Origin of the sequence: Alitiscatomonas sp. (assembly GCF_037242085.1) — a bacterium.
GTDB lineage: Bacteria > Bacillota > Clostridia > Lachnospirales > Lachnospiraceae > Alitiscatomonas > Alitiscatomonas aceti.
The window spans coordinates 1-20,660 of the sequence record NZ_JAXXBR010000059.1 but is presented as its reverse complement, the minus strand read 5'-3'; the positions used below and the strand labels follow the sequence as shown (position 1 = coordinate 20,660).

General features: G+C 53.8%; 18 protein-coding genes and 1 tRNA gene. 4 read left to right on the top strand and 15 right to left on the bottom strand.

All coding sequences use genetic code 11. The features are described from left to right. Positions 1 to 85: 85 nt before the first annotated feature. Positions 86 to 730, top strand: a complete 645-nt coding sequence (locus WIH05_RS04500; RefSeq protein WP_022274631.1) for a trimeric intracellular cation channel family protein — start codon at positions 86 to 88, stop codon at positions 728 to 730. Here the strand turns inward: WIH05_RS04500 and WIH05_RS04495 are convergent, their stop codons facing one another. The 3 genes from WIH05_RS04495 to WIH05_RS04485 form a co-directional block, all read right to left on the bottom strand. After that, the gene (locus WIH05_RS04495; protein ID WP_022274630.1) at positions 731 to 1,192 is read right to left on the bottom strand and encodes a DUF523 domain-containing protein; all 462 of its coding nucleotides are present in this window, start codon (positions 1,190 to 1,192) and stop codon (positions 731 to 733) included. It lies immediately after the preceding gene. A 109-nt stretch (positions 1,193 to 1,301) separates the two neighbouring features. Beyond that, complete coding sequence (gene typA, locus WIH05_RS04490) at positions 1,302 to 3,140, bottom strand: translational GTPase TypA (protein ID WP_022274629.1); 1,839 nt, start codon at positions 3,138 to 3,140, stop codon at positions 1,302 to 1,304. Positions 3,141 to 3,219: 79 nt separating this feature from the next. Then, positions 3,220 to 3,876, bottom strand: coding sequence for a YigZ family protein (locus WIH05_RS04485; protein WP_022274628.1), 657 nt, complete (start codon positions 3,874 to 3,876; stop codon positions 3,220 to 3,222). Between the two features lie 167 nt (positions 3,877 to 4,043). Here WIH05_RS04485 and WIH05_RS04480 point away from each other — a divergent pair, with 167 nt between their 5' ends. After that, on the top strand, positions 4,044 to 6,722 hold the full coding sequence (locus WIH05_RS04480) for a transglycosylase domain-containing protein (RefSeq protein WP_337425039.1): 2,679 nt from the start codon (positions 4,044 to 4,046) through the stop codon (positions 6,720 to 6,722). Between the two features lie 90 nt (positions 6,723 to 6,812). Here the strand turns inward: WIH05_RS04480 and WIH05_RS04475 are convergent, their stop codons facing one another. Beyond that, positions 6,813 to 8,186 carry a serpin family protein gene (locus tag WIH05_RS04475; RefSeq protein WP_022274626.1) on the bottom strand — a complete coding sequence of 458 codons (1,374 nt, stop codon included), beginning with the start codon at positions 8,184 to 8,186 and terminating at the stop codon, positions 6,813 to 6,815. A 372-nt stretch (positions 8,187 to 8,558) separates the two neighbouring features. Here WIH05_RS04475 and WIH05_RS04470 point away from each other — a divergent pair, with 372 nt between their 5' ends. Continuing rightward, the gene (locus WIH05_RS04470; protein WP_022274625.1) at positions 8,559 to 9,083 is read left to right on the top strand and encodes a DUF4143 domain-containing protein; all 525 of its coding nucleotides are present in this window, start codon (positions 8,559 to 8,561) and stop codon (positions 9,081 to 9,083) included. A 192-nt stretch (positions 9,084 to 9,275) separates the two neighbouring features. Here the strand turns inward: WIH05_RS04470 and WIH05_RS04465 are convergent, their stop codons facing one another. The 11 genes from WIH05_RS04465 to WIH05_RS04415 form a co-directional block, all read right to left on the bottom strand. Continuing rightward, positions 9,276 to 10,070 carry an RnfABCDGE type electron transport complex subunit B gene (locus tag WIH05_RS04465; RefSeq protein WP_022274624.1) on the bottom strand — a complete coding sequence of 265 codons (795 nt, stop codon included), beginning with the start codon at positions 10,068 to 10,070 and terminating at the stop codon, positions 9,276 to 9,278. A 13-nt stretch (positions 10,071 to 10,083) separates the two neighbouring features. Further along, positions 10,084 to 10,659, bottom strand: coding sequence for an electron transport complex subunit RsxA (gene rsxA / locus WIH05_RS04460; RefSeq protein ID WP_022274623.1), 576 nt, complete (start codon positions 10,657 to 10,659; stop codon positions 10,084 to 10,086). Between the two features lie 15 nt (positions 10,660 to 10,674). Next, the gene (locus WIH05_RS04455) at positions 10,675 to 11,487 is read right to left on the bottom strand and encodes an electron transport complex subunit RsxE (RefSeq protein WP_022274622.1); all 813 of its coding nucleotides are present in this window, start codon (positions 11,485 to 11,487) and stop codon (positions 10,675 to 10,677) included. Between the two features lie 13 nt (positions 11,488 to 11,500). Then, positions 11,501 to 12,124 carry an RnfABCDGE type electron transport complex subunit G gene (locus WIH05_RS04450; RefSeq protein ID WP_022274621.1) on the bottom strand — a complete coding sequence of 208 codons (624 nt, stop codon included), beginning with the start codon at positions 12,122 to 12,124 and terminating at the stop codon, positions 11,501 to 11,503. Then, positions 12,111 to 13,055, bottom strand: a complete 945-nt coding sequence (locus WIH05_RS04445) for an RnfABCDGE type electron transport complex subunit D (RefSeq protein WP_022274620.1) — start codon at positions 13,053 to 13,055, stop codon at positions 12,111 to 12,113. Before WIH05_RS04445 ends, WIH05_RS04450 begins: the two co-directional genes overlap by 14 nt. Positions 13,056 to 13,067: 12 nt before the next feature. Further along, complete coding sequence (gene rsxC, locus WIH05_RS04440) at positions 13,068 to 14,396, bottom strand: electron transport complex subunit RsxC (RefSeq protein WP_022274619.1); 1,329 nt, start codon at positions 14,394 to 14,396, stop codon at positions 13,068 to 13,070. Positions 14,397 to 14,601: 205 nt separating this feature from the next. After that, the gene (locus WIH05_RS04435; RefSeq protein WP_215652945.1) at positions 14,602 to 16,494 is read right to left on the bottom strand and encodes an ABC transporter ATP-binding protein; all 1,893 of its coding nucleotides are present in this window, start codon (positions 16,492 to 16,494) and stop codon (positions 14,602 to 14,604) included. Next, positions 16,491 to 18,233: an ABC transporter ATP-binding protein gene (locus tag WIH05_RS04430; RefSeq protein ID WP_022274617.1), complete on the bottom strand. Its 1,743-nt coding sequence runs from the start codon at positions 18,231 to 18,233 to the stop codon at positions 16,491 to 16,493. The genes WIH05_RS04435 and WIH05_RS04430 overlap by 4 nt, the downstream gene beginning before the upstream one ends. Before the next feature lies 1 nt (position 18,234). Then, positions 18,235 to 18,684 carry a MarR family transcriptional regulator gene (locus tag WIH05_RS04425; protein WP_022274616.1) on the bottom strand — a complete coding sequence of 150 codons (450 nt, stop codon included), beginning with the start codon at positions 18,682 to 18,684 and terminating at the stop codon, positions 18,235 to 18,237. Positions 18,685 to 18,821: 137 nt separating this feature from the next. Beyond that, positions 18,822 to 20,174: an MATE family efflux transporter gene (locus tag WIH05_RS04420; RefSeq protein WP_022274615.1), complete on the bottom strand. Its 1,353-nt coding sequence runs from the start codon at positions 20,172 to 20,174 to the stop codon at positions 18,822 to 18,824. 99 nt (positions 20,175 to 20,273) lie between these two features. Next, positions 20,274 to 20,346 (bottom strand) — tRNA-Thr (locus WIH05_RS04415). Between the two features lie 110 nt (positions 20,347 to 20,456). Between WIH05_RS04415 and WIH05_RS04410 the strand changes: the two genes are divergently transcribed. Then, a partial coding sequence (locus WIH05_RS04410) for a hypothetical protein (protein ID WP_337425038.1) occupies positions 20,457 to 20,660 on the top strand: 204 nt, incomplete at its 3' end.

The window sequence follows — 20,660 nt, the reverse complement described above, 5'->3', positions numbered from 1 at the left end:
CCCGCCGGGATCACCCCGATCCCTGTCAGCCCTGGAAAACGCCCATGACCGCCGATCCGTCCGCAGTATATGAAAAGGAGAGATCATGCTGCCCGATATCAATGTTTATAAGATCCTGGAGATCATCGGGACCATTGCCTTTGCCAGCTCCGGCGCCATGGTGGCCGTAAAGCGCCGTCTGGATTATCTGGGGATCGTGGTCCTGGGCGTCACCACCGCCGTGGGCGGAGGGATGTGCCGGGATATCCTCATCGGCCAGACGCCTCCGGGAATGTTCCTGGATCCCACCAACACCATCATCGCCTTCTGGACCGTCAACTGTATGTTTCTGACCATCCGGATGAAATGGAGCCAGCTCCTGCATCTCCAGGGGGAGACCTATGACAATATCATGAATTTCCTGGACGCAGTGGGACTTGGGCTTTTCACTGCCACCGGAGTCAACATGGCCATCAGCGCCGGTTTTGGAAACAACGGCTTCCTCTGCGCCTTTCTGGGTGTCATCACCGGCGTGGGAGGAGGGATACTCCGTGACATCCTTTCCGGACAGACCCCTGTGGTCCTTAGGAAGCATATCTACGCCTGCGCCTCCATTGCCGGAGCCGTCTCCTATCTGCTCTTTATGCAGGCCACAGATCACAACCTGTCCATGTTTTTAAGCTCCTCCATCGTGGTGATGATCCGTCTTCTGGCAAGAAAATATGACTGGAACCTTCCGGGAGCCCAGTAGCTATCGCAGCTCCTTTTCCAGCTCTCCGATCTGGGATTCGCCCACCACCCGGATCCCATATCCGGATAAAAGGGCCGCGGTTTTTCCCATACCCGGGATCAGGGTATGGGAAAAGCTGCCGTTATAGATGCCGCTGCATCCGCAGGAGGGGCTTTTTTCTTTTAAAATGGCGATGGTGCAGCCATATTTTTTTGCTTCTCTTAACGCCAGATCCGCTCCCAGGAGAAATTCAGCAGTCACATTCCTGTCCTCTGTATTGACAACGACTCCGTCGTTCTCCCGCACCTCAGAAGCCGGTCTCGGGGTGGAAAGCCCTCCCAGCTGCTCCGGGCAGACCGGATGGAATTCTGCCTTTCCCTTCATTCGCTCCATAAAATCCAGAAGCGCTTCATTTCTGTTATTTCCTCCATCCCACTTGCAGTTCTCGCCTGTAAGACAGGCGCTCACAAGAATCTGTATCATAATGCTCTCCCCTGTTTTCAGTATAAAAACCGGGGATGTCCCTGTGGTTCCACAGAAACATGCCCCCGGTTCCTTCCGGCGTTTTCCGCCATTTTCTTTTTGTATCCGATTACTGGTTTTTCTTGCTGATCATGGCCCTCTTTCTCAGGGTGGGATCCAGGATCTTCTTTCTGATCCTTAAGTTTTTAGGTGTTACCTCCAGGAGCTCGTCGGTGTCGATAAAATCCAGGCACTGCTCCAGGCTCATGTCCTTGGGCGGAGTCAGCTTAAGAGCCTCGTCGGAGCTGGAGGAACGCGTGTTGGTCAGCTTCTTTGTCTTGCATACGTTCAGCTCAATATCCTCGGCCTTGGGGCACTCTCCCACCACCATGCCGGAGTAGACCTTAACGCCTGGCCCAATGAAGAGGTTTCCTCTCTCCTGGGCGTTGAACAGGCCGTAGGTGATGGATTCACCGGCCTCGAAGGCGATCAGGGAGCCGTTCTTTCTGTAATTCAGCTCGCCCTTAAACGGCGCATAGCCGTCGAAGATGGTATTTAAGATACCGTTTCCCTTGGTATCGGTCATAAACTCGCCGCGGTAGCCGATGAGGCCTCTGGATGGGATGGAAAATTCCAGTCTGGTATATCCGCCGTTGGCCGGGCTCATGCCCTGAAGCTCTCCCTTTCTGCTGGTGAGCTTCTGGATCACGGAACCGGAATACTCCTCCGGAACGTCCACATAGGCCAGTTCCATGGGCTCCAGCTTTCTGTTTCTCTCATCGTATTTATAGATCACCTCTGCCTTGCTGACCGCAAACTCGAAGCCCTCCCGGCGCATGTTCTCAATGAGGACGGACAGATGCAGCTCGCCGCGGCCGGAAACCTTAAAGCAGTCGGCGGAATCCGTCTCCTCCACACGCAGGCTCACATCTGTATTCAGCTCCCGGAACAGACGCTCCCGGATATGGCGGGAGGTGATGAATTTCCCCTCCTGGCCGGCCAGGGGACTGTCGTTTACCATGAAGTTCATGGAAATGGTGGGCTCAGAGATCTTCTGGAACGGGATCGCCACCGGATTTTCCGGAGAACAGATGGTGTCTCCGATGTGGATATCCGGGATACCGGACACAGCCACGATGGAGCCGATCTCTGCACTCTGGACCTCCACCCGGTTCAGGCCGTCAAACTCATACAGCTTTCCGATCTTCACTCTCCGTCTCTTGTCCATGTCATGATGGTTTACGATGACGCAGTCCTGATTTACCCGCAGGGAACCGTTGTCGATCTTTCCGATCCCGATCCGGCCCACGTACTCGTTATAGTCGATGGTACTGATGAGAAGCTGGGTATCAGCCTCCGGATCTCCCTCCGGAGCCGGGATATAGCTGATGATCGTTTCAAATAACGGGCTCATATCCACTTCCGGATCATCCAGCTCTTTTTTTGCAAAGCCGGCCCTGGCAGACGCATATACAAAGGGGCAGTCTAACTGCTCGTCGGAGGCGTCCAGATCCATGAAAAGCTCCAGGGTCTCGTCGATCACGTCCGCCGGTCTTGCCTCGGGACGGTCGATCTTATTGATGCAGACGATGACGTGCAGATCCAGCTCCAGGGCCTTCTGGAGCACGAATTTTGTCTGGGGCATGGGCCCTTCAAAGGCGTCCACCACCAGGACCACGCCGTCCACCATCTTAAGGACACGCTCTACCTCGCCGCCGAAATCGGCATGGCCTGGCGTGTCGATGATATTGATCTTTACACCTTTATAAAATACTGCGGTATTCTTAGAAAGGATCGTGATACCGCGCTCTCTCTCAATGTCATTGGAGTCCATGACGCGCTCCACCACTTCCTGGTTGGCGCGGAACACGCCGCTCTGGCGCAGAAGCTGATCCACCAGAGTGGTCTTGCCGTGGTCTACATGGGCAATGATCGCTATGTTTCTGATATCCTCGCGTTTGATCTTCATAAAACTCCTCTTTCCTGACTCAAAACTGATTTACCGACTCTCGATTATAGCATCATAAGCGGTAAAATGCAATCAAATCTTATTCTTCAAACAAAATTACTTCCTTATTTAATATACCGTACCAGATCTCGTCTCCCTTTTCCAGCCTGGCGCCGCCGTTGGTCCCCTCAATGAGCTGCTTCTCCAGGTCTTCATAACGCTCTACTGGCACCAGAAGCTTAAATTCCACCTGGTCCGTATAGATACTGTCCATGACTGTTATATTTTCCTGGGCGAGGATATACTGGATCTTCCCAACGCCCGTATATCCGGTCCTTACATCCATCTGGTATGCGCGGAACTTCTCTACGATCTGGCTGTTTAAAAGGCCTTCCTTCACAGCTCCCGAATAAGCGCGCACCAGTCCCCCGGTCCCCAGGAGGGTTCCCCCGAAATAGCGGGTGACCACCACGCAGAGGTCATGGACATCCTCTCCCAGAAGCACGTCCAGCATGGGACGTCCTGCCGTCTGGGCCGGCTCTCCGTCGTCGCTGCAGCGGGTCAGCTCATGGTTCCTTCCGATGGTAAAGGCCGAACAGTTATGGGACGCGTCCCAGTATTTCTTTTTCATTTCCGCGATAAAGCTTACCGCCTCCTCCTCGGACTTTACGGGTCTTGTGGTGGCGATGAACCGGGATTTTTTTACCTCTGTTTCACCCTCTCCGCCCTCATAAAGGATCTTGTAACGATCTGCCATACAGTGCCCTCCCTTGTGTCATTTATTTCTAAATCCGTAATTTTTTCTTACTGATTCCCCACTTTACCGTCAAAAATATCATAATACAAACAAAACTTTTCCACAATAGGTATTTATTATTCTGGAGAAGTTTGTTATAATGGGGAAATATAAAGGAGGCTTCCTGAATGAATTATGGAAAAAACGAAGTAGCCAGAAAGCTGCAGAGGTCCAGTTCAAAAGCCCAGAAAGTCGCATCCAAGCTGGTCCTATGGCTTGTGAAGCTGGTTCTGGTCCTTTTTACTGTGGGAATCATACTTTCTGCGAGCCTGGGCTACGGTATCTTTAAAGGGATCATCGACGCTGCGCCGGAGATCGACGTGGCAAGCATTGAACCCAGCGGGTACGCGACCATGGTTTATGACAGCAAGGGCAATCTGACGGAGACTCTGGTGAAGTCCGGATCCAACCGTCTGGAGGCCACATACGAAGAGCTGCCCCAATGCCTGATCGATGCCTTTGTAGCCATTGAGGATTCCCGTTTCTGGTCCCATCACGGCGTGGACCTGCGTTCCATGATCCGTGCGGCCGTGGGGATCCTGACCAACAATCCCGCCGGCGGCGGCAGCACCCTGACCCAGCAGCTGATCAAAAACAATATTTTCGCCGGCGGAAACGAGGATTCCTTCGGTGAAAAGCTGGAAAGAAAGCTCCAGGAGCAGTATCTGGCCCTCCAGCTGGAAAAGATCATGGACAAGGAGATCATCCTCAAAAACTATTTAAACACCATTAACCTGGGAAATAACACCCTGGGTGTGAAATCCGCCGCCAAGCGGTACTTTGGGAAGGACGTTTCTGACCTGACCCTTTCCGAGGCCACAGTCATTGCCGGTATCACCCAGAACCCTACCAAATACAATCCTCTGTCGGAAAAAGGGCAAAAAAACAACGAGGAAAAGCGGCGGGTGATCCTCCAGTATATGTATGAACAGGGAAAGATCTCCAAGGAAGACCAGGAGGAGGCCCTGGCCGACGACGTCTACTCCAGGATCCAGAATGTGGATCTGGTGACCCAGGAAAGCCAGAACCCCTATTCCTATTTTACGGACGAGCTGACCGAGCAGGTCATGACGGCTCTCCAGGAGAAGCTGGGCTACACAGAATCCCAGGCCTCCAATCTTCTGTATGCCGGAGGACTTTCCATCTATACCACCCAGGACCCGGATCTCCAGGCCATTGTGGACGAGGAGGTCAACAACCCGGATAATTATGACGTGGTGTACTACTCCGTCGATTACCGTCTTTCCATCCAGCATGAGGATGAGACTGTCACCAACTATTCTGACGAGACCATGAAGACGTATTACCGGACGGATCTGGGACAGGCCTCCTACGACGGCCTGTTCAAAACCAAGGAGGAGGCGGACGAAGCCATCGCCGCCTATAAGTCCGCTATGACAAAAGAGGGCGATACGGTCCTGGGAGAGGTGGTCTACTACATTTTACAGCCCCAGGTTTCCTTTGTCCTTATGGACCAGCACACCGGCTATGTGAAGGCTGTCAATGGAGGGCGCGGAACCAAGGAGATCAGTCTTTCCTTGAACCGTGCCACCAACACCCTGCGCCAGCCGGGCTCCACCTTTAAGGTATTGACCGCCTTTGCCCCGGCTCTGGATACCTGCGGAGCCACCCTGAGCACTGTTTACTATGACGCCCCCTATACGGTGGGACAGAAGACCTTCCGGAACTGGTATGCAAAGAAGGGCTATATGGGTTACAGCACCATCCGCGACGGTATCGTTTATTCTATGAATATCGTAGCCGTCCGCTGTATGATGGAGACAGTGACACCCCAGCTGGGAGTGGAATATGCCCGGAATTTTGGGATCACCTCCCTGACAGAAACAGATTATAACGCAGCCACGCCCCTGGGCGGCATCACCAAGGGAGTTTCCAACCTGGAGCTCACCGGCGCTTATGCGGCCATCGCCAACGGCGGGATCTATACGAAGCCCGTTTTCTTCACAAAGATCCTGGATCATAATGGAAAGGTCCTTCTGGAAAATGAGCCACAGACCAAACGGGTCCTCAAGGATTCTACGGCCTTTCTTCTGACCGACGCCCTGGCAGAGTCCATGGAAAGCAGCCGCATGTACGCCTCTCCCGGCGTCAGCCTGAATTCCACCAGCGTTCCGGCCAATATCCCAGGCATGTCCAATGCAGGAAAATCCGGTACGACCACCAGCAATGTGGATATCTGGTTCGTGGGCTATACGCCGTACTATACCGCCGGCATCTGGTCCGGCTGCGATGATAACCAGAAGATCTCGGCCATCGGGAGCAGCACTTCCTACCACAAACGGATCTGGAAGCAGATCATGGCCCGTGCCCACGAGGGACTGGCAGACACTGGCTTCCCGGTTCCCGACTCAATTGAGACCGCCAGCGTGTGCCGGAAGTCCGGAATGCTTCCAAACCCCGGTGTCTGTGAAGCAGATCCCAGAGGAAGCGCCGTTTATACCGAGTATTTTGCCAAGGGTACCGTTCCCACCCAGGTCTGTGACCACCATGTGGCCATCACCGTCTGCGGCGAATCCGGCGGGCTTCCCACGGAATTCTGTCCGCTGGAATCCAGGCACAGCCGGACTGTACTGGTAACGCCGGAGGGAGAATCCGGCGGCACCGACGACTCCCGGTACGCAATGCCCGGACCGTGTACAGTCCATACCCAGTCTGCTGTGGTGCTGCCCTCGGAAAACGAGACCGCAGCCCCCGACAACGAAACTGTTCCGGAGACCACCGCTCCCTTTATCCCCAGCTCACCGCTGGATGATATCTACATCCCTGTGGGACCCGGATACATGTAAAAGCAGATATAAAATGCGCCCCAGCCCTTCAGTGATCTGAAGCAGCCGGGGCGCATTTTTATCTGTATCCGGATTTCTGCACGTTTCTTTTTACGGAACCGGATCCTGGCAGATCCCCACAAACAGGATCTGGCCTTTATTTTTTACTGCATAGAGGAACGGCCGGTTTAAGATCATTTCGGCCCGGCCCTGGGGAAGGGCGGCTCCTGCCCATAGGATCTCTGTAAACGCTGCCGCCTCCACACCGTTTTCATCGATGCCGATATGTACCTCCTGGACAACGTCTGAAAGCCCCAGGGGCTTCTGGTCTGAGATCCCGGAAAAATCTGCGCTTTCCCCAAAGGCCTCATTTAATCCCAGGGTCTGGAGCATTTCCTTCATCCCCTCCGCCTTATACCCGTAAGAGAATTTCGGTACCTTCCAGACCACCTCTCCCACGCTCTGGCCATTGGTCCCGGAAAGGGCCTCCCTCAGGGTTTCTTCCGACTGGACCAGCTCCTGGACACCGACGTTCTCATCCGGCAGAACGAATACCATGGCTCCGTTTTTCAAAGCCAGCTCTGAGGCAGTAAAGTTTTCCCCTTTCCGAAAGCCAGCAGAACCGTTTTCCCGGTTCATAAAATCACAGATGATCTCCTGTCCGTCATCCGTATAAAACACATCCTCCTCTGTGGCCTCCGGAGAAAACCGGTCCTGCCACTGATCGTAAAAATAAATGGTATTCCTTAAAGAAAGCTGCACATTTTCCGGAAGAGGAGCCGGCTCCGGCTGGATCAGTCCTCCCGTGCGCTCCTTCACCCAGCCGGCCATGGCCTCTCCAGCCTCTCCGCTCTGGAGATCCCCCTGGAACACGTCCGTATAGAAATATTCCGAAAGCCGTCCGGCAAATGCTTCCTTTAAAGGAAGGCTGTCGTCGGCCCACAGGGAGTTGGCGATCTGAAGGGAATAAAGAGACGAGGTATGGGGCTCCTCTCCGGCTCCTGTCCTGTTTTTCTTATTGGGCACGTGATAAAGGATCTCAAAGGAGCTTTTGCAGTCCTTTGCCAGCTCCCGGACGCTGTCATATCCCAGAAGGGACAGGAACTCCTCTTTGGTTTTTCCCTCAGCTCCCTGGGCCGCTGCCGCCAGGGCGTAATAAAGGCCCAGGGGTGAATAGGCTGTATTCTCCTTTTTGTCCTTAAGGAGCTCTGCGGCTGTTCCATAGGAAAAATCTGAATACGCAGCCAGGAAGGCTTCCGGGAGGCTTTGATTCCGCTCTGCCTCCCATCGTTCCTCATCACTTTTATACACCGGCTCCGCCGGGAACCGGACCTCTGCCAGGCGTCTTACGGCCTGTGTGCCGTTTTCCGGGCTGCATCCGCAAAGCGCAGTCCCTGCTCCGATGGCAGCCAGCAGACAGCAGATCCTTTTATAGCTTCTCTTCCATTCCTCCCGTTTCATGGTCTTCTCTCCTTTCTTTTGCATATGCGCGACCTTCTTCTATTTTCATTATACCGGATCTGCTGTCCGGATGCTTTAAATTTTATTTACAGTTTTCTGTGGATTTCACTTTGAAGCTGCGGAACACAAAAAAAACGCAGTGGCCGATACCGTCTGGCTTATTACCGGACCTTTGGGAATGCCATAAACAATATCACGGAATGGCAAAACCGAAGCGTGAAGTGTAGATCGACGACACTATCCCGGACGGGATCTAAGGATCGGCCTTATACTTGCGACGCAAATGTCGTAACTTTATTATGAACTTTCTACGGTTCTGTTGATAATTTGAGAAAATCGCGGTATACTATCAGTTCTCTGACCAATCCTACGAATATAGCCAATGCACTGACCAGTATGAAGAACGAAAAGGTCAACTCCACTCTGGTTTCCAACTATGTGCAGCACATCATCGATTCGTTCCTCATTTCCATGGCAAAGCGCTATGATGTGAAAGGAAAGACCTATTTCAAATATCCAAACAAATACTATTATACAGATATCGGCCTCCGTAATGCCCGATTGAACTATCGTCAATACGATCCCGGCCACATTATGGAAAACATCATCTACAACGAACTTCTGCGCAGAGGCTATTCCGTTGATGTTGGTGTTGTAACGGATCGTACCGGCGGTGCAAATACGCAAAAAGAAATTGACTTCGTTGTAAATGATGCGGATAAAAAAATCTACATCCAGTCAGCTTTCCAGATGGATGCGGATAAAAAGGAATCCTCTGAGTTTGCATCGTTAATCCTAACAAAAGACTTTTTCAAAAAAATCATCGTTCGCATGGATATCCCTCATAACTTCTATGATGACAACGGAATCTTCCATTGCAATCTGATTGACCTGCTGCTTGGTCGTGTAGAGTTGTTCTAACCAGCAAACCAGGATGATACTGCAAATACCATTTAGGAGCAGCCCTTCGGAGCTGCTCCTATTTTTACATCATTCGGCACCGTCCGCTGTATTCTTGTGGTGTGGTATAAAATGCATTCGGGAATGAAAAAAGGACGCCCGCCAGGAACGCCCTTTTCGTCATACTATCTGATTCTGCCAGCCTCTGTCCAGCTATAAGATCACCTTCGCCGGACACTTCTCCGCGCACTTTCCGCAGTTGGTGCACTTTTCATAATCAATAACAGCCACATTGTTGTCCATATGGATGGCGTCGGCTTCGCACTGCTTCGTACACAGGGTACAGCCGATGCATCCGGCGTCGCATTTTTTCTTTACATCAGCGCCCTTATCGTGGGAATTACACTGAACAAGATGCTCTGCCTTATAGGGCACCAGATCGATCAGATGGCGGGGACATACGGCCGCACAGGCGCCGCAGGCCACGCATTTCTCCTTATCGACCACAGCCACGCCGTCCACGATATGGATGGCGTCAAACTGACAGGCCTTTACACAGCTTCCGGAGCCCAGACAGCCATAAGAGCATGCCTTATCTCCGGCTCCCGGAACGGCTGCGGCGATCTTTACGCAGTCATCCATACCGTAGTAATTATACTGGACGTTTGCCTTATCGCAGGTGCCCTTACATTTTACAAAGGCCACCATCTTTTCCGCAGCGCCGGCTTCCACGCCCATGATGGCCGCGATCTTATCGCCCACTGAAGCGCCGCCCACCGGACACTGGTTTACTTTTGCCTTACCTTCCACAATGGCCTTGGCCAGGGCGTCGCAGCCTGCATATCCGCAGCCGCCGCAATTATTGCCCGGAAGCTCTGCACGTACAAGGATCTCTCTCTCATCCACCTCGACCTTGAATTTCTCACTGGCGATCCCCAGAAGAATACCGATGACGATACCGACGATACCGACCACGGCGGCCGCGATGATAATACCTGTAATATTCATCCCTCGCCCCTCCTTAAATCAGACCGGAGAATCCGAAGAATGCGATGGACATCAGGCCTGCTGTGATCAGAACGATGGGAGATCCCTGGAAAGAATGGGGCACATCGTTATACTCGATCTTTTCACGGATACCGGAAAGCAGGACGATGGCGATCGTAAATCCAACAGAAACGCCGATACCATTGACAACGCTCTCAACAAAGTTATATTTCTCCTGCACATTGGTCAGGGCCACGCCTAAAACGGCGCAGTTGGTGGTGATCAGAGGCAGGTATACGCCCAGGGCCTCGTAAAGGCTCACCATGTTCTTCTTTAAGAACATCTCAACGAACTGTACCAGAGCGGCGATCACAAGGATAAATACGATGGTCTGGAGATACTCGATCCCCAGCTTTACCAGCACAAAGTCATAAATCAGGCTGGTACAGGCCGATGCGATGGTGATAACGAATACGACCGCAGCGCCCATACCGGCCGCAGTCTCCGTTTTCTTGGATACGCCAAGGAACGGGCAAAGACCGAGGAACTGGCTTAATACAACGTTATTTACCAGGGCGGAGCCGATGGCGATCAATAATAGTTCTTTCATTACTCCACTTCCTCCTTAATTTTCTTTCTTTGCTGCGTCTGCCGCTTTTGCTTCTTCAGCGGCCTTTTTCGCTGCCAGTGCCTTCTCTGCCGCCGCCTTTTTGGCTGCCGCTGCTGCTGCCGCCGCTTCTGCCTTTTTCTCTGCCAGCACTGCATGGTTCGTCATGCCCGTGCAGCCGGAACAATGGAGACAGTCACCGCCGCAGGCCAGGTCAGACCTGGGAGCGTCGCCGTTGGTGGCGCTGGGAAGACGGAGCTTGTTCTGGAGTGCAGAAAGCATGGCCAGGGTAAATAAAGCTCCTGGAGCCAGGATCATGATGGAGATATGGAACTGCTCCGGAATGATCACATGGCCAAATACGGCTCCTGCACCGATGAGCTCACGGCACATTCCAATGACTGTCAGGGACAGGGAAAAGCCCAGGCCCATTCCAAGACCGTCAAAGAAGGACTCGGCCGGGCCGTTCTTGCAGGCGTAGGACTCGGCGCGGCCAAGGATGATGCAGTTTACCACGATCAGCGGGATATAGATGCCCAGGGATGCGTACAGGGACGGAACGTAGCCCTGCATTAAGAGCTGTACGATGGTAACCAGGCTGGCCACGATCACGATGAAGGCCGGAATACGCACCCGGTCCGGAATGATCTTTCTCAGAAGAGAAATGATCAGGTTGGAAAACATCAGTACCGCTGTGGTGGAAAGGCCCATACCCAGTCCGTTGATGGCCGATGTGGTGGTCGCCAGGGTCGGACACATACCTAACATCAGGATGAAGGTCGGGTTTTCCTTGATAATACCGTTATATAGACGTTCTGTGCATTTATTCATGAATCCCCACCTCCTAGTTCATGCAGTTATGCAGGTAATATAAGGCTGCATTCACTGCGTTTGTCACTGCATTCGAAGTAACGGTGGCGCCGCTGATGGCATCGATCTCATTGTCTTCAGAGGCTCCAGTCTTTGTGACCGTTAAGGAATCTGCGTTCTTTCCCACATACTGGTCCCGGAAGCCCGCCTCCTTTGCCTTTAAGCCAAGGCCCGGGGTATCGTTGATCTCACGGATCCCCACGCCGGTGATGGCTCCGTCTGCATCAAAGCCCACGGAGATCTTCACGGCTCCTCCGTAGCTGTTGTTGGAAAGGGAGTTGATGACATGGCCGGTGACGGCTCCGCTCTCGTCCTTTCCTTCAAGGACGGACTCGATGGCAACGCTGCCGTAGCCCAGTCCCTCCAGCTCGCCGCTTTCTGTCAGAACAGCGATCTTTTCGGCAGAGCCCTCCACCTCGGAGAATTCTGCTGCGGTGGAAAGCACCTCTTTATACGTTCTGTTGTTTGCCTCGATGGTGGCCCGTTCGATGGGCGCCTTGGTGATGTCGTAGACAAAGCCCAGGCAGACGCCGGAGATCAGAGTGATCGCGAACAGGATCAGGGCATCTTTCATAAAACCGGATTTACTTGCCGCCATGTTTCTTACCCCCTTTGCCGAATGCTGTCGGGATCGTTACCCTCTCGATCAGCGGAACCAGCATATTGCAGAAGATGATCGCATAGGAAACGCCCTCTGCGCTGCCGCCGAAGATACGGAAAAGCCCTGTGAGGATACCAAGACATACGCCGAAAATGATCTGGCCTCTGGGAGTGATGGGGCTTGTGACATAATCCGTAGCCATGAAGAATGCGCCGAAGATCAGGCCGCCGCCGCAGAGCTCCGCCAGCACATAGCCCATGTCCTGCCGTCCGAAGATAAATGCGAACACAGCGAAGGTCAGGATATATGTAGCGGGGATCCGGATGGAGATCACCTTTCTCACCAGAAGGTACGCCGCACCGATCAGAAGGGCGATAACGGATACCTCACCGATGGTTCCCGGGATCTTGCCGATGAACATGCTCATCAGGTCATATTCGCCGCCGGCCTTGATCACTGCCAGGGGAGTAGCTCCCGCCACAGCGTCTGTCACAGGATCCGTGAACCGGGTCATGGAGCCTGCAAATGAGATCAGAAGGAAGCATCTTGCTGCCAGGGCCGGGTTCATCCAGTTCTGGCCAAGGCCGCCGTAAAGCTGCTTTACGACAATGATGGCAAACATACCGCCCAGCACCGGGATCCATAAGGGGATCGTCGGGGGCATATTAAGGCCCAGGATCATACCTGTTACCAGGGCACTGCCGTCGCTGATGGTGATGGGCTTTTTCATCAGTGTCTCAAACACATACTCACTCAGGACACAGGACAGCACCGTCGCCGCAACCACCAGCAGGGAATAGAATCCAAACTGCATCACGCCCCAGATGGTGGCCGGGAGCATGGCGATGGCCACGTCATACATCAGATTCTGTGTGGACACGCTGCTGCGTACATGAGGCGATGATGATACATTCAGTAATTTACTCATTTCTTCCACCTCCTACGCTTTCTTTTTTCTCTCAGCCATCACAGCCTTACGCATTTCCTTAAATGCCTGGGTAAGGGGTCTGTGGGCCGGGCAGATAAAGGTACAGGAGCCGCACTCACAGCACTCCATACCGTTTAATTTTTCAAAGGCTGCCAGATCGTGATGCTCCGCGGCCGTCATTAACATCTGCGGCACCACCCGTCCGGGACATACGTCCACGCAGCGTCCGCAGCGGATACAGGCCGTTTCAGCATTGGCTGCCACCTGGTCTTTTGTAAGGCAGGTGAGGGCCGATGAGGTCTTCATCACCGGGATATCGTAGGAGAAAAGCGCCTGGCCCATCATGGGACCGCCGGAAAGGACCTTCTCCGGCTCTTCCTTAAAGCCGCCGGCCGCCTCGATCAGCTCCTGGTAGTTGGTGCCCAGCCGTACCTCGAAGTTCCTGGGCTCCCGGATGGCGTCGCCTGTGACCGTGATGATCCTCCGGATCAGCGGCGTGGTCTCACACACAGCATTATAAATAGACACCACCGTGTCGATGTTGTCCACGATGCAGCCTGCATCTGCCGGGAGCATGGTGGAATTGATCTCACGGCCTCCGGTGACGGCATAAATCAGGAAGCGCTCGCCGCCCTGGGGATACTTGGTCTTTAAGGTGCACACCTCGATCCTGGGCTCATCCTTTACAAGCTCAGACAGGATCCGGATGGCCTCCGGCTTGTTTTCCTCGATGCCGATGACGCCCTTTGCCTTATCAAACAGCTGGAGGATCACCTTAAGGCCTCCAACGACCTTCTCCGGCTGTTCTAACATGACCCGGTAGTCCGAGGTCAGATACGGCTCACACTCTGCGCCGTTTACGATCACGTAATCGATCTCCTCTTCGTTTTTCGGAGCCAGCTTGACGTTGGTGGGGAATCCCGCGCCTCCCAGGCCCACGATACCGGCTTCCTTTACGATGTCGCGGATCTCCTGTTTGGAGAGAGCTGTGTAATCCCGCTTCTGGCCAAAGCCCTCCACGGTCCTATACTCTCCGTCATTTTCAACGATAATGGACTGCACCATGCTGCCGTTGGCCATGAGACGGGGCTCGATCCCCTTTACGGTCCCGGATACAGAACAGATCACATTGGCAGAAATGAAGCCGCCGGCCTCTGCGATCTTCTGGCCTGCCAAAACAGTGTCGCCCTTGGCCACCAGCGGTTTTGCAGGAGCGCCGATATGCTGGGAAAAAGGGAATACCAGCTCGCCTTTCGGCTGGATCACCTGAATCGGCTTATCGGAAGACAGTTCTTTTCCCTCATAAGGATGAACGCCGCCTATAAATGTGCTCAGACCCATTTAACAAACCTTCTTTCTCTAAATATTCGTAATACCATCAGACTTTAGTATAGCATATTTCAATAAGATGTACAATTAGTAAACCCTTTGCATATTAACAAAATCGTAAGATTTAGGCCCTTGTACTTAAAAAAATGCAAAATCAAAGGCCATGGACTTAACAATCTTAAGTCTGCGCTTAAAAATGTTAAGTCCATGTTCAGGTTTATTCCAGTTCTGCCCTGCCCGTATACAGGCTGTAATACCGTCCCTTCTGGGCTAAAAGATCGTCGTGGTCCCCCCGCTCGATGATCTCTCCGTTCTCCAGCACCATGATGGCGTTGGCGTTCCTCACGGTGGAGAGCCGGTGGGCGATGACAAAGGTGGTCCGGTCCGCCATGAGCCGGTCCATGCCCCGCTCGATGTGCTTCTCCGTCCTGGTATCCACGGAGCTTGTGGCCTCGTCCAGGATCAGGATGGGAGCCCTGGAGACCGCCGCCCGGGCGATATTTAAAAGCTGGCGCTGGCCCTGGCTCAGATTGGCTCCGTCGCTTTCCAGTACCGTATCATAGCCCTCGGGAAGACGCATGATAAAGGAATGGGCCGACGCCGTTTTCGCCGCCTGGATCACCTCTTCATCCGAGGCGTCCAGCCGTCCGTACCGGATATTTTCCATGACCGTTCCCGTAAACAGATGGGTATCCTGGAGCACCACAGCAATGTTCCTCCGCAGCTCCTCCCGCTTTATATGGCGCACGTCCACGCCGTCGATGGTGATGGAGCCGGACTGGATATCGTAAAACCGGTTCAGCAGGTTGGTGATGGTGGTCTTTCCAGCCCCGGTGGAGCCCACAAAGGCGATCTTCTGTCCCGGTCTGGCGTAGAGGCTGATGTCCTTTAAGATCAGCTTCCCGGGATCGTATCCGAAATACACATGCTCCAGGGAAACATGGCCCTTCATCCCTTCCATGGAAACGGCATCCGGATCGTCCTCCGGCTCCGGCTCCTCATCCATCACCGCAAAAACACGCTCCGCGCCGGCCAGGGCCGAGAACACGTTGGAAACCTGCATGGAGATCTCGTTGACCGGTCTGGAAAACTGTCTGGAGAAGTTTAAGAACACGGTGAGGCCGCCCACGTCAAAATTCCTTATAACGCACAGGAGGCCGCCCACACAGGCCGTCAGGACGTAGTTGATCTGGCTCAGATTGTTCATCACCGGCCCCATCATCCCGCCCAGGAACTGGGCGCGGATCTGCTTATCCTTCAGATCACTGTTTAAGATCTCAAACTCCTCCTCCGCCACGTCCTCATGGCAGAACACCTTCACCGCCTTCTGGCCGGAAATGGTCTCCTCAATATAACCGTTTAAGGCTCCCAGGGCTGACTGCTGGGCATTGAAATATTTCTGGCTCCGGGAGGCCACGGCCCCTCCGGCCTTCAGCATCAGAGGGATCAGCACAAGGGTGATCACCGTCAGATACACGTTTGTATACAGCATGAGCCCCAGGGTTCCCACAATGCTCAGTGCCCCGGAGAAAAGCTGCACCAGGGTGCTGCTCAGCATATTTCCTATGGTGTCCACGTCGTTGGTGAACCGGCTCATCAGATCTCCGCTGCTGCTGGTATCATAAAACCGCACCGGCAGCCTCTGCATCCTGGAAAACAGGTCGCCCCGGATCCGCAGGAGGGCATCCTGGGCCACGTCCAGCATGATCCTGGACTGGAGATAGCTGGCGGCCACACTGGCCATGTATACGGCCGCCATGACCGCCAGTCCCCCTGCCAGACCAGAAACGCTCCCTGCGCTTCCGTCCGCAGGAGCGATAAACTGGTTGATGATGGGCCGCAGCATATAAGCGCCGGCCAGGGATGTTACAGTACTGACAAGGACGCAGAAAAATGCCAGCCCCATTTTCAGCCTGTCCTGCTCCAGATAAGCCATAAGCCGCTTTAATACTGCCTTCATCTCCCTGGGCTGTCCGCCTCCCCGGGCATTGCCGCCCCCTCTGGGGCCTCCGGGACCGGGGCCATGCCCATGGACAGGCCTCTGGGCGGTCCGGCTGCCGTAACGCCGTCTTAAGCTCTTCTCCCGTTCTGCTCTCAGTACGCTGCTCATGCTTCCGCCTCCTCTGCTCTATTTTCTCCAGTCTGGGTCACATAGATTTCCTCATAGGCCCGGCATGTCCTTAAAAGCTCCTCATGGGTGCCTGAGCCGATGATCTTTCCGTCGTCCAGCACCAGGATCCTGTCTGCGTCCTGGACTGAAGAGATCCTCTGGGCGATGATGATCCTGGTGGTATCCTTTAATTCATTTTTAAAGCTTTCCCGGATCGCCGCCTCTGTGGCCGTATCCACGGCGCTGGTGGAATCGTCCAGGATCAGGATCTTCGGCTTCTTAAGAAGGGCTCTGGCAATACAGAGCCTCTGCTTCTGGCCGCCGGACACACCGGCCCCGCCCTGGCCGATCTCTGTGTGATAGCCGTTCTTAAAGGCCGTCACAAAGCCGTCAGCCTGGGCGTTCACTGCCGCCTTCACAAGTTCTTCCCGGGAGGCGTCCTCGTCTCCCCACCGGAGGTTTTCCTCAATGGTCCCGGAAAAAAGCACGTTTTTCTGCAGTACCATGCCAACACCATTCCTCAGGTTTTTAAGGGAATAATCCCTCACATCCACTCCGTCCACCAGGACCGCTCCCTCTGTCACATCATACAGCCTGGGGATCAGCTGCACCAGGGAAGTTTTCCCGCTTCCAGTGGCTCCGATGATGCCGATGGTCTGGCCCGGCTCCGCCTTAAAGCTTATGTGCTCCAGGACCCGGTCGCCGCCCTTTCCATAACCAAAGGACACGTCTTTAAATTCCACGCTTCCATTTTCCACCCTCAGTTCCTTTCTGGCCGCCTGGTCATCGTTAAGATCCACCACCGTATCCAATACCTCTGTGATCCTCTTTAAGGACGCCCTGGCCCTGGAACTCTGTAAAAATACCATGGAAAGCATCATCAGGGACATGAGGATCTGGACGATGTAGGTGGTAAAGGCCGTCAGGTCTCCCACGGGCATGGAGCCTCCGATGATCAGGTTTCCGCCATACCAGACCACCGCCAGGGTGGTCACGTTCATGGCAAACATCATCACCGGCATGGTGGCGATAACGATCTTTAACGCCCTCATTCCGCTGTCCCTCAGATCCTGGTTAAGGCCGGAAAACTTCCCGATCTCAAAATCCTCCCGCACGAAGGACTTGACCACCCGCACGTTGGTAAGGGATTCCTGGATCCCGGAATTCAGCCGGTCCAGCTTTTTCTGCATGGCCTCAAACCGCGGGAAGGCCGTTTTCAAGATCAGCCCGATGGCCAGGGAAAGAATGGGGATCACCACCAGCAGGATAGCCGCCAGCCTTCCATTCATCATAAAGGCCATAAATAATGCCCCCACAAACATCCCAGGAGCCCGCAGGGCCATTTTTAAGCCCATGGTCAGTACATTCTGCACCTGCTGGATATCATTGGTCAGGCGGGTCACCAGGGAGCCCGTGCTGAAGCTGTCTATGTTGGCAAAGGAAAACTGCTGGACCTTTTTAAATACGTCCCTGCGCAGATCCGTGGTGAAGTTTATGGACGCCTTTGCCGCAAAATAGGAGCCCAGGATGCCTCCCACTGCCATACATACCACCACTGCCGCCATCAGAAGTCCTGTTTTTAAAATATATCCCGTATCTCTTCCGGCCACGCCGTTGTTGATGATCAGGGACATGAGCTTGGGCAGCGCCACCTCGCCCGCCACCTCTGTGAGCATCATGAGGGGGCCCATGAGAAAAGCGCCCAGGTACGGGGTGATGTATTTCTTATAACGCTTCATATCAGTTCCAATCCTCCTTTTTTGCCTGTTGGAGCATCTGCTCGAGATTTCCGGAAAGCTTCTGGAGACAGCTGTAAAAGCACTCCTTTTCCTCAGAAGAAAAGCCTGCGAACATTCCCTTTTCCACCCGCTTAAAAAGGTCGATGCTCCGCTCCACTTCCTTCCGGCCCTTCTCCGTGATCCGTATCTTATTGTAACGGTTATCATCCCGGTCCACGATCCGTCCCACATATCCGCCCTTTTCCAGTTTCTTTAAGGTCACGGCAACAGCTGCCGTGGACACGTTCTGGATCCTGGCCAGCTCCTTCTGGGATGCGTCCGGATATTTATAGACGCACATCAGAAGCTGGTGCTGGACCCGGTACAGGCCGTCCTTATTTAAGTAGTGCTCCAGAAGCGTCCGGTGGCATTTTCCCACCCGCATGAACGCTTCTACGATCTTGTGATCCATGGTCTCCCTCCTTTTATTCCGGCAGAGCCTCCATCAGTCGATTAACCAATTAATAATTAACTAGTTAACTATCATAGAAATTATAATCCCCCCTGCCGCTGCTGGCAAGGGGGAAATTTGTGAAAAAAATGTGTTTTTTACTCTCCATCCTCTTTGGGAAGCTTCCTTTTCAGCATCAGGAAGCAGGCGATGTGGACCGCCCCTGTCACCACCCAGGTCACTGGATAGGAAAGGTACAGGGTCGTCAGGCTCCGGCTCCACTGGAAAACCGTGAAGATCCAAAGGACTCTCAGGCCGCAGACACCGATAATGGATACGCACATGGGGATCACGGAGCTTCCCAGGCCCCGGATACTGCCCACCATGGTATCCATGATGCCGCAGAGGAAGTATGTGGTCCCAAACACCGCCATACGCTTTAAGCCGAACTGGATCACCTCCGGATCCGAGGAATAGATCCGCAGCAGGCTCTCACCGGCAGCAAAGGCCGCCAGGCCCATGCCCAGCCCCACCGCAGTCACAACGCCGACGCAGGTGAGGGTGATCCGGCCGATCCTCTTATATTTCCGGCCGCCGTAGTTCTGGCTGGTAAAGCTTAAGTTCGTCTGGTAGATGGCATTCATGGCATTGTAGATAAAGCCCTCGATATTCTGGGAGGCCGTGTTTCCCGCCATGGCGATGGAGCCGAAGGAGTTGACCGACGACTGGATCAGCACATTGGAGATGGAGAATACTGCGCCCTGCATCCCGGCAGGAAGACCGATCTTGGCGATCCTCTTAAGCTTTACCTTACTGATCCGCAGATCCCGGATCCTGAGCTTTAAAGCGCCCTCGCTCTTTACCAGGCACCAGAATACCAGGCCCGCAGAGATCACCTGGGAGATCACTGTGGCCAGGGCAACGCCGGCCACATCCATATTCAGGGAAATAACAAAAAACAGATTCAGGACCACATTCACCACGCCGGCTGCCGTAAGGAAATATAAGGGACGCCTGGTATCGCCCACAGCCCTCAGAACGGCGCTTCCGAAGTTATAGAGCATGGTGGCCGGCATCCCGGCGAAATAAATCTTCATATAAATGGCGGATTTATCGATCACATCATCAGGAGTGCCCATCAGCTCCAGGAGAGGCCGGGTCACAAGAAGTCCCAGAGCCACCAGGAACACGCCGGACAGCAGACTGATGGCTACGGCTGTGTGGACCGTCTCATTAACGTCCTGATCTCTCTTTGCCCCGTAATACTGGGCCACCAGCACGTTGACTCCCACGGACAAACCGATGAACACATTGATCAGCAGATTGATCAGAGCGCCTGTGGAGCCCACGGCCGCCAGAGACTGGCTTCCCGCGTAACGGCCCACGACGATCACGTCTGCGGCGTTAAAAAGAAGCTGTAAGATGCCGGACAGCATCAGTGGAAAAGAATAGATCAGGATCTTTCCCAGGACTGGTCCGCTGCACATGTCCATTTCATAGGATTTCTTCATTGTACCTTCCTCTTTCCTTTTATTTTTGTGCTGCCGGTGTCGGATCCCGACAAAAAAAGCTTTCCGACGGATCGGAAAGCTTTTACGGCTTTTAAAGAGAGCTGCTAACCAGAATCGAACTGGTGACCTCATCCTTACCAAGGATGCGCACTACCGACTGTGCTATAGCAGCAGGTTGTTTTCTTAAGCCTCAGTTATAATAACATACGTCTACGGATTTGTCAACAGGAACTTTAAAATTTTTTTTACATATCTTAAATTAAAAAACACAGAGGTTTTTTCATGCCAGAAAACAACGAGATCAGAACTCCCAGAGAAGGGGCCGGAACCGCCCCGGAAGAAACGAATGCCGGCGCAGCAGCGGCATGGCCGGATATTTCAGGTGTTCCTACCACGCCTGTGGCGCCTCCAGGCGGCGAGCCCGTGTGGCCGGACAATGACCTGGCCGGCGTCCCCACCACGCCCGTGGCGCCTCCAGGCGGAGAG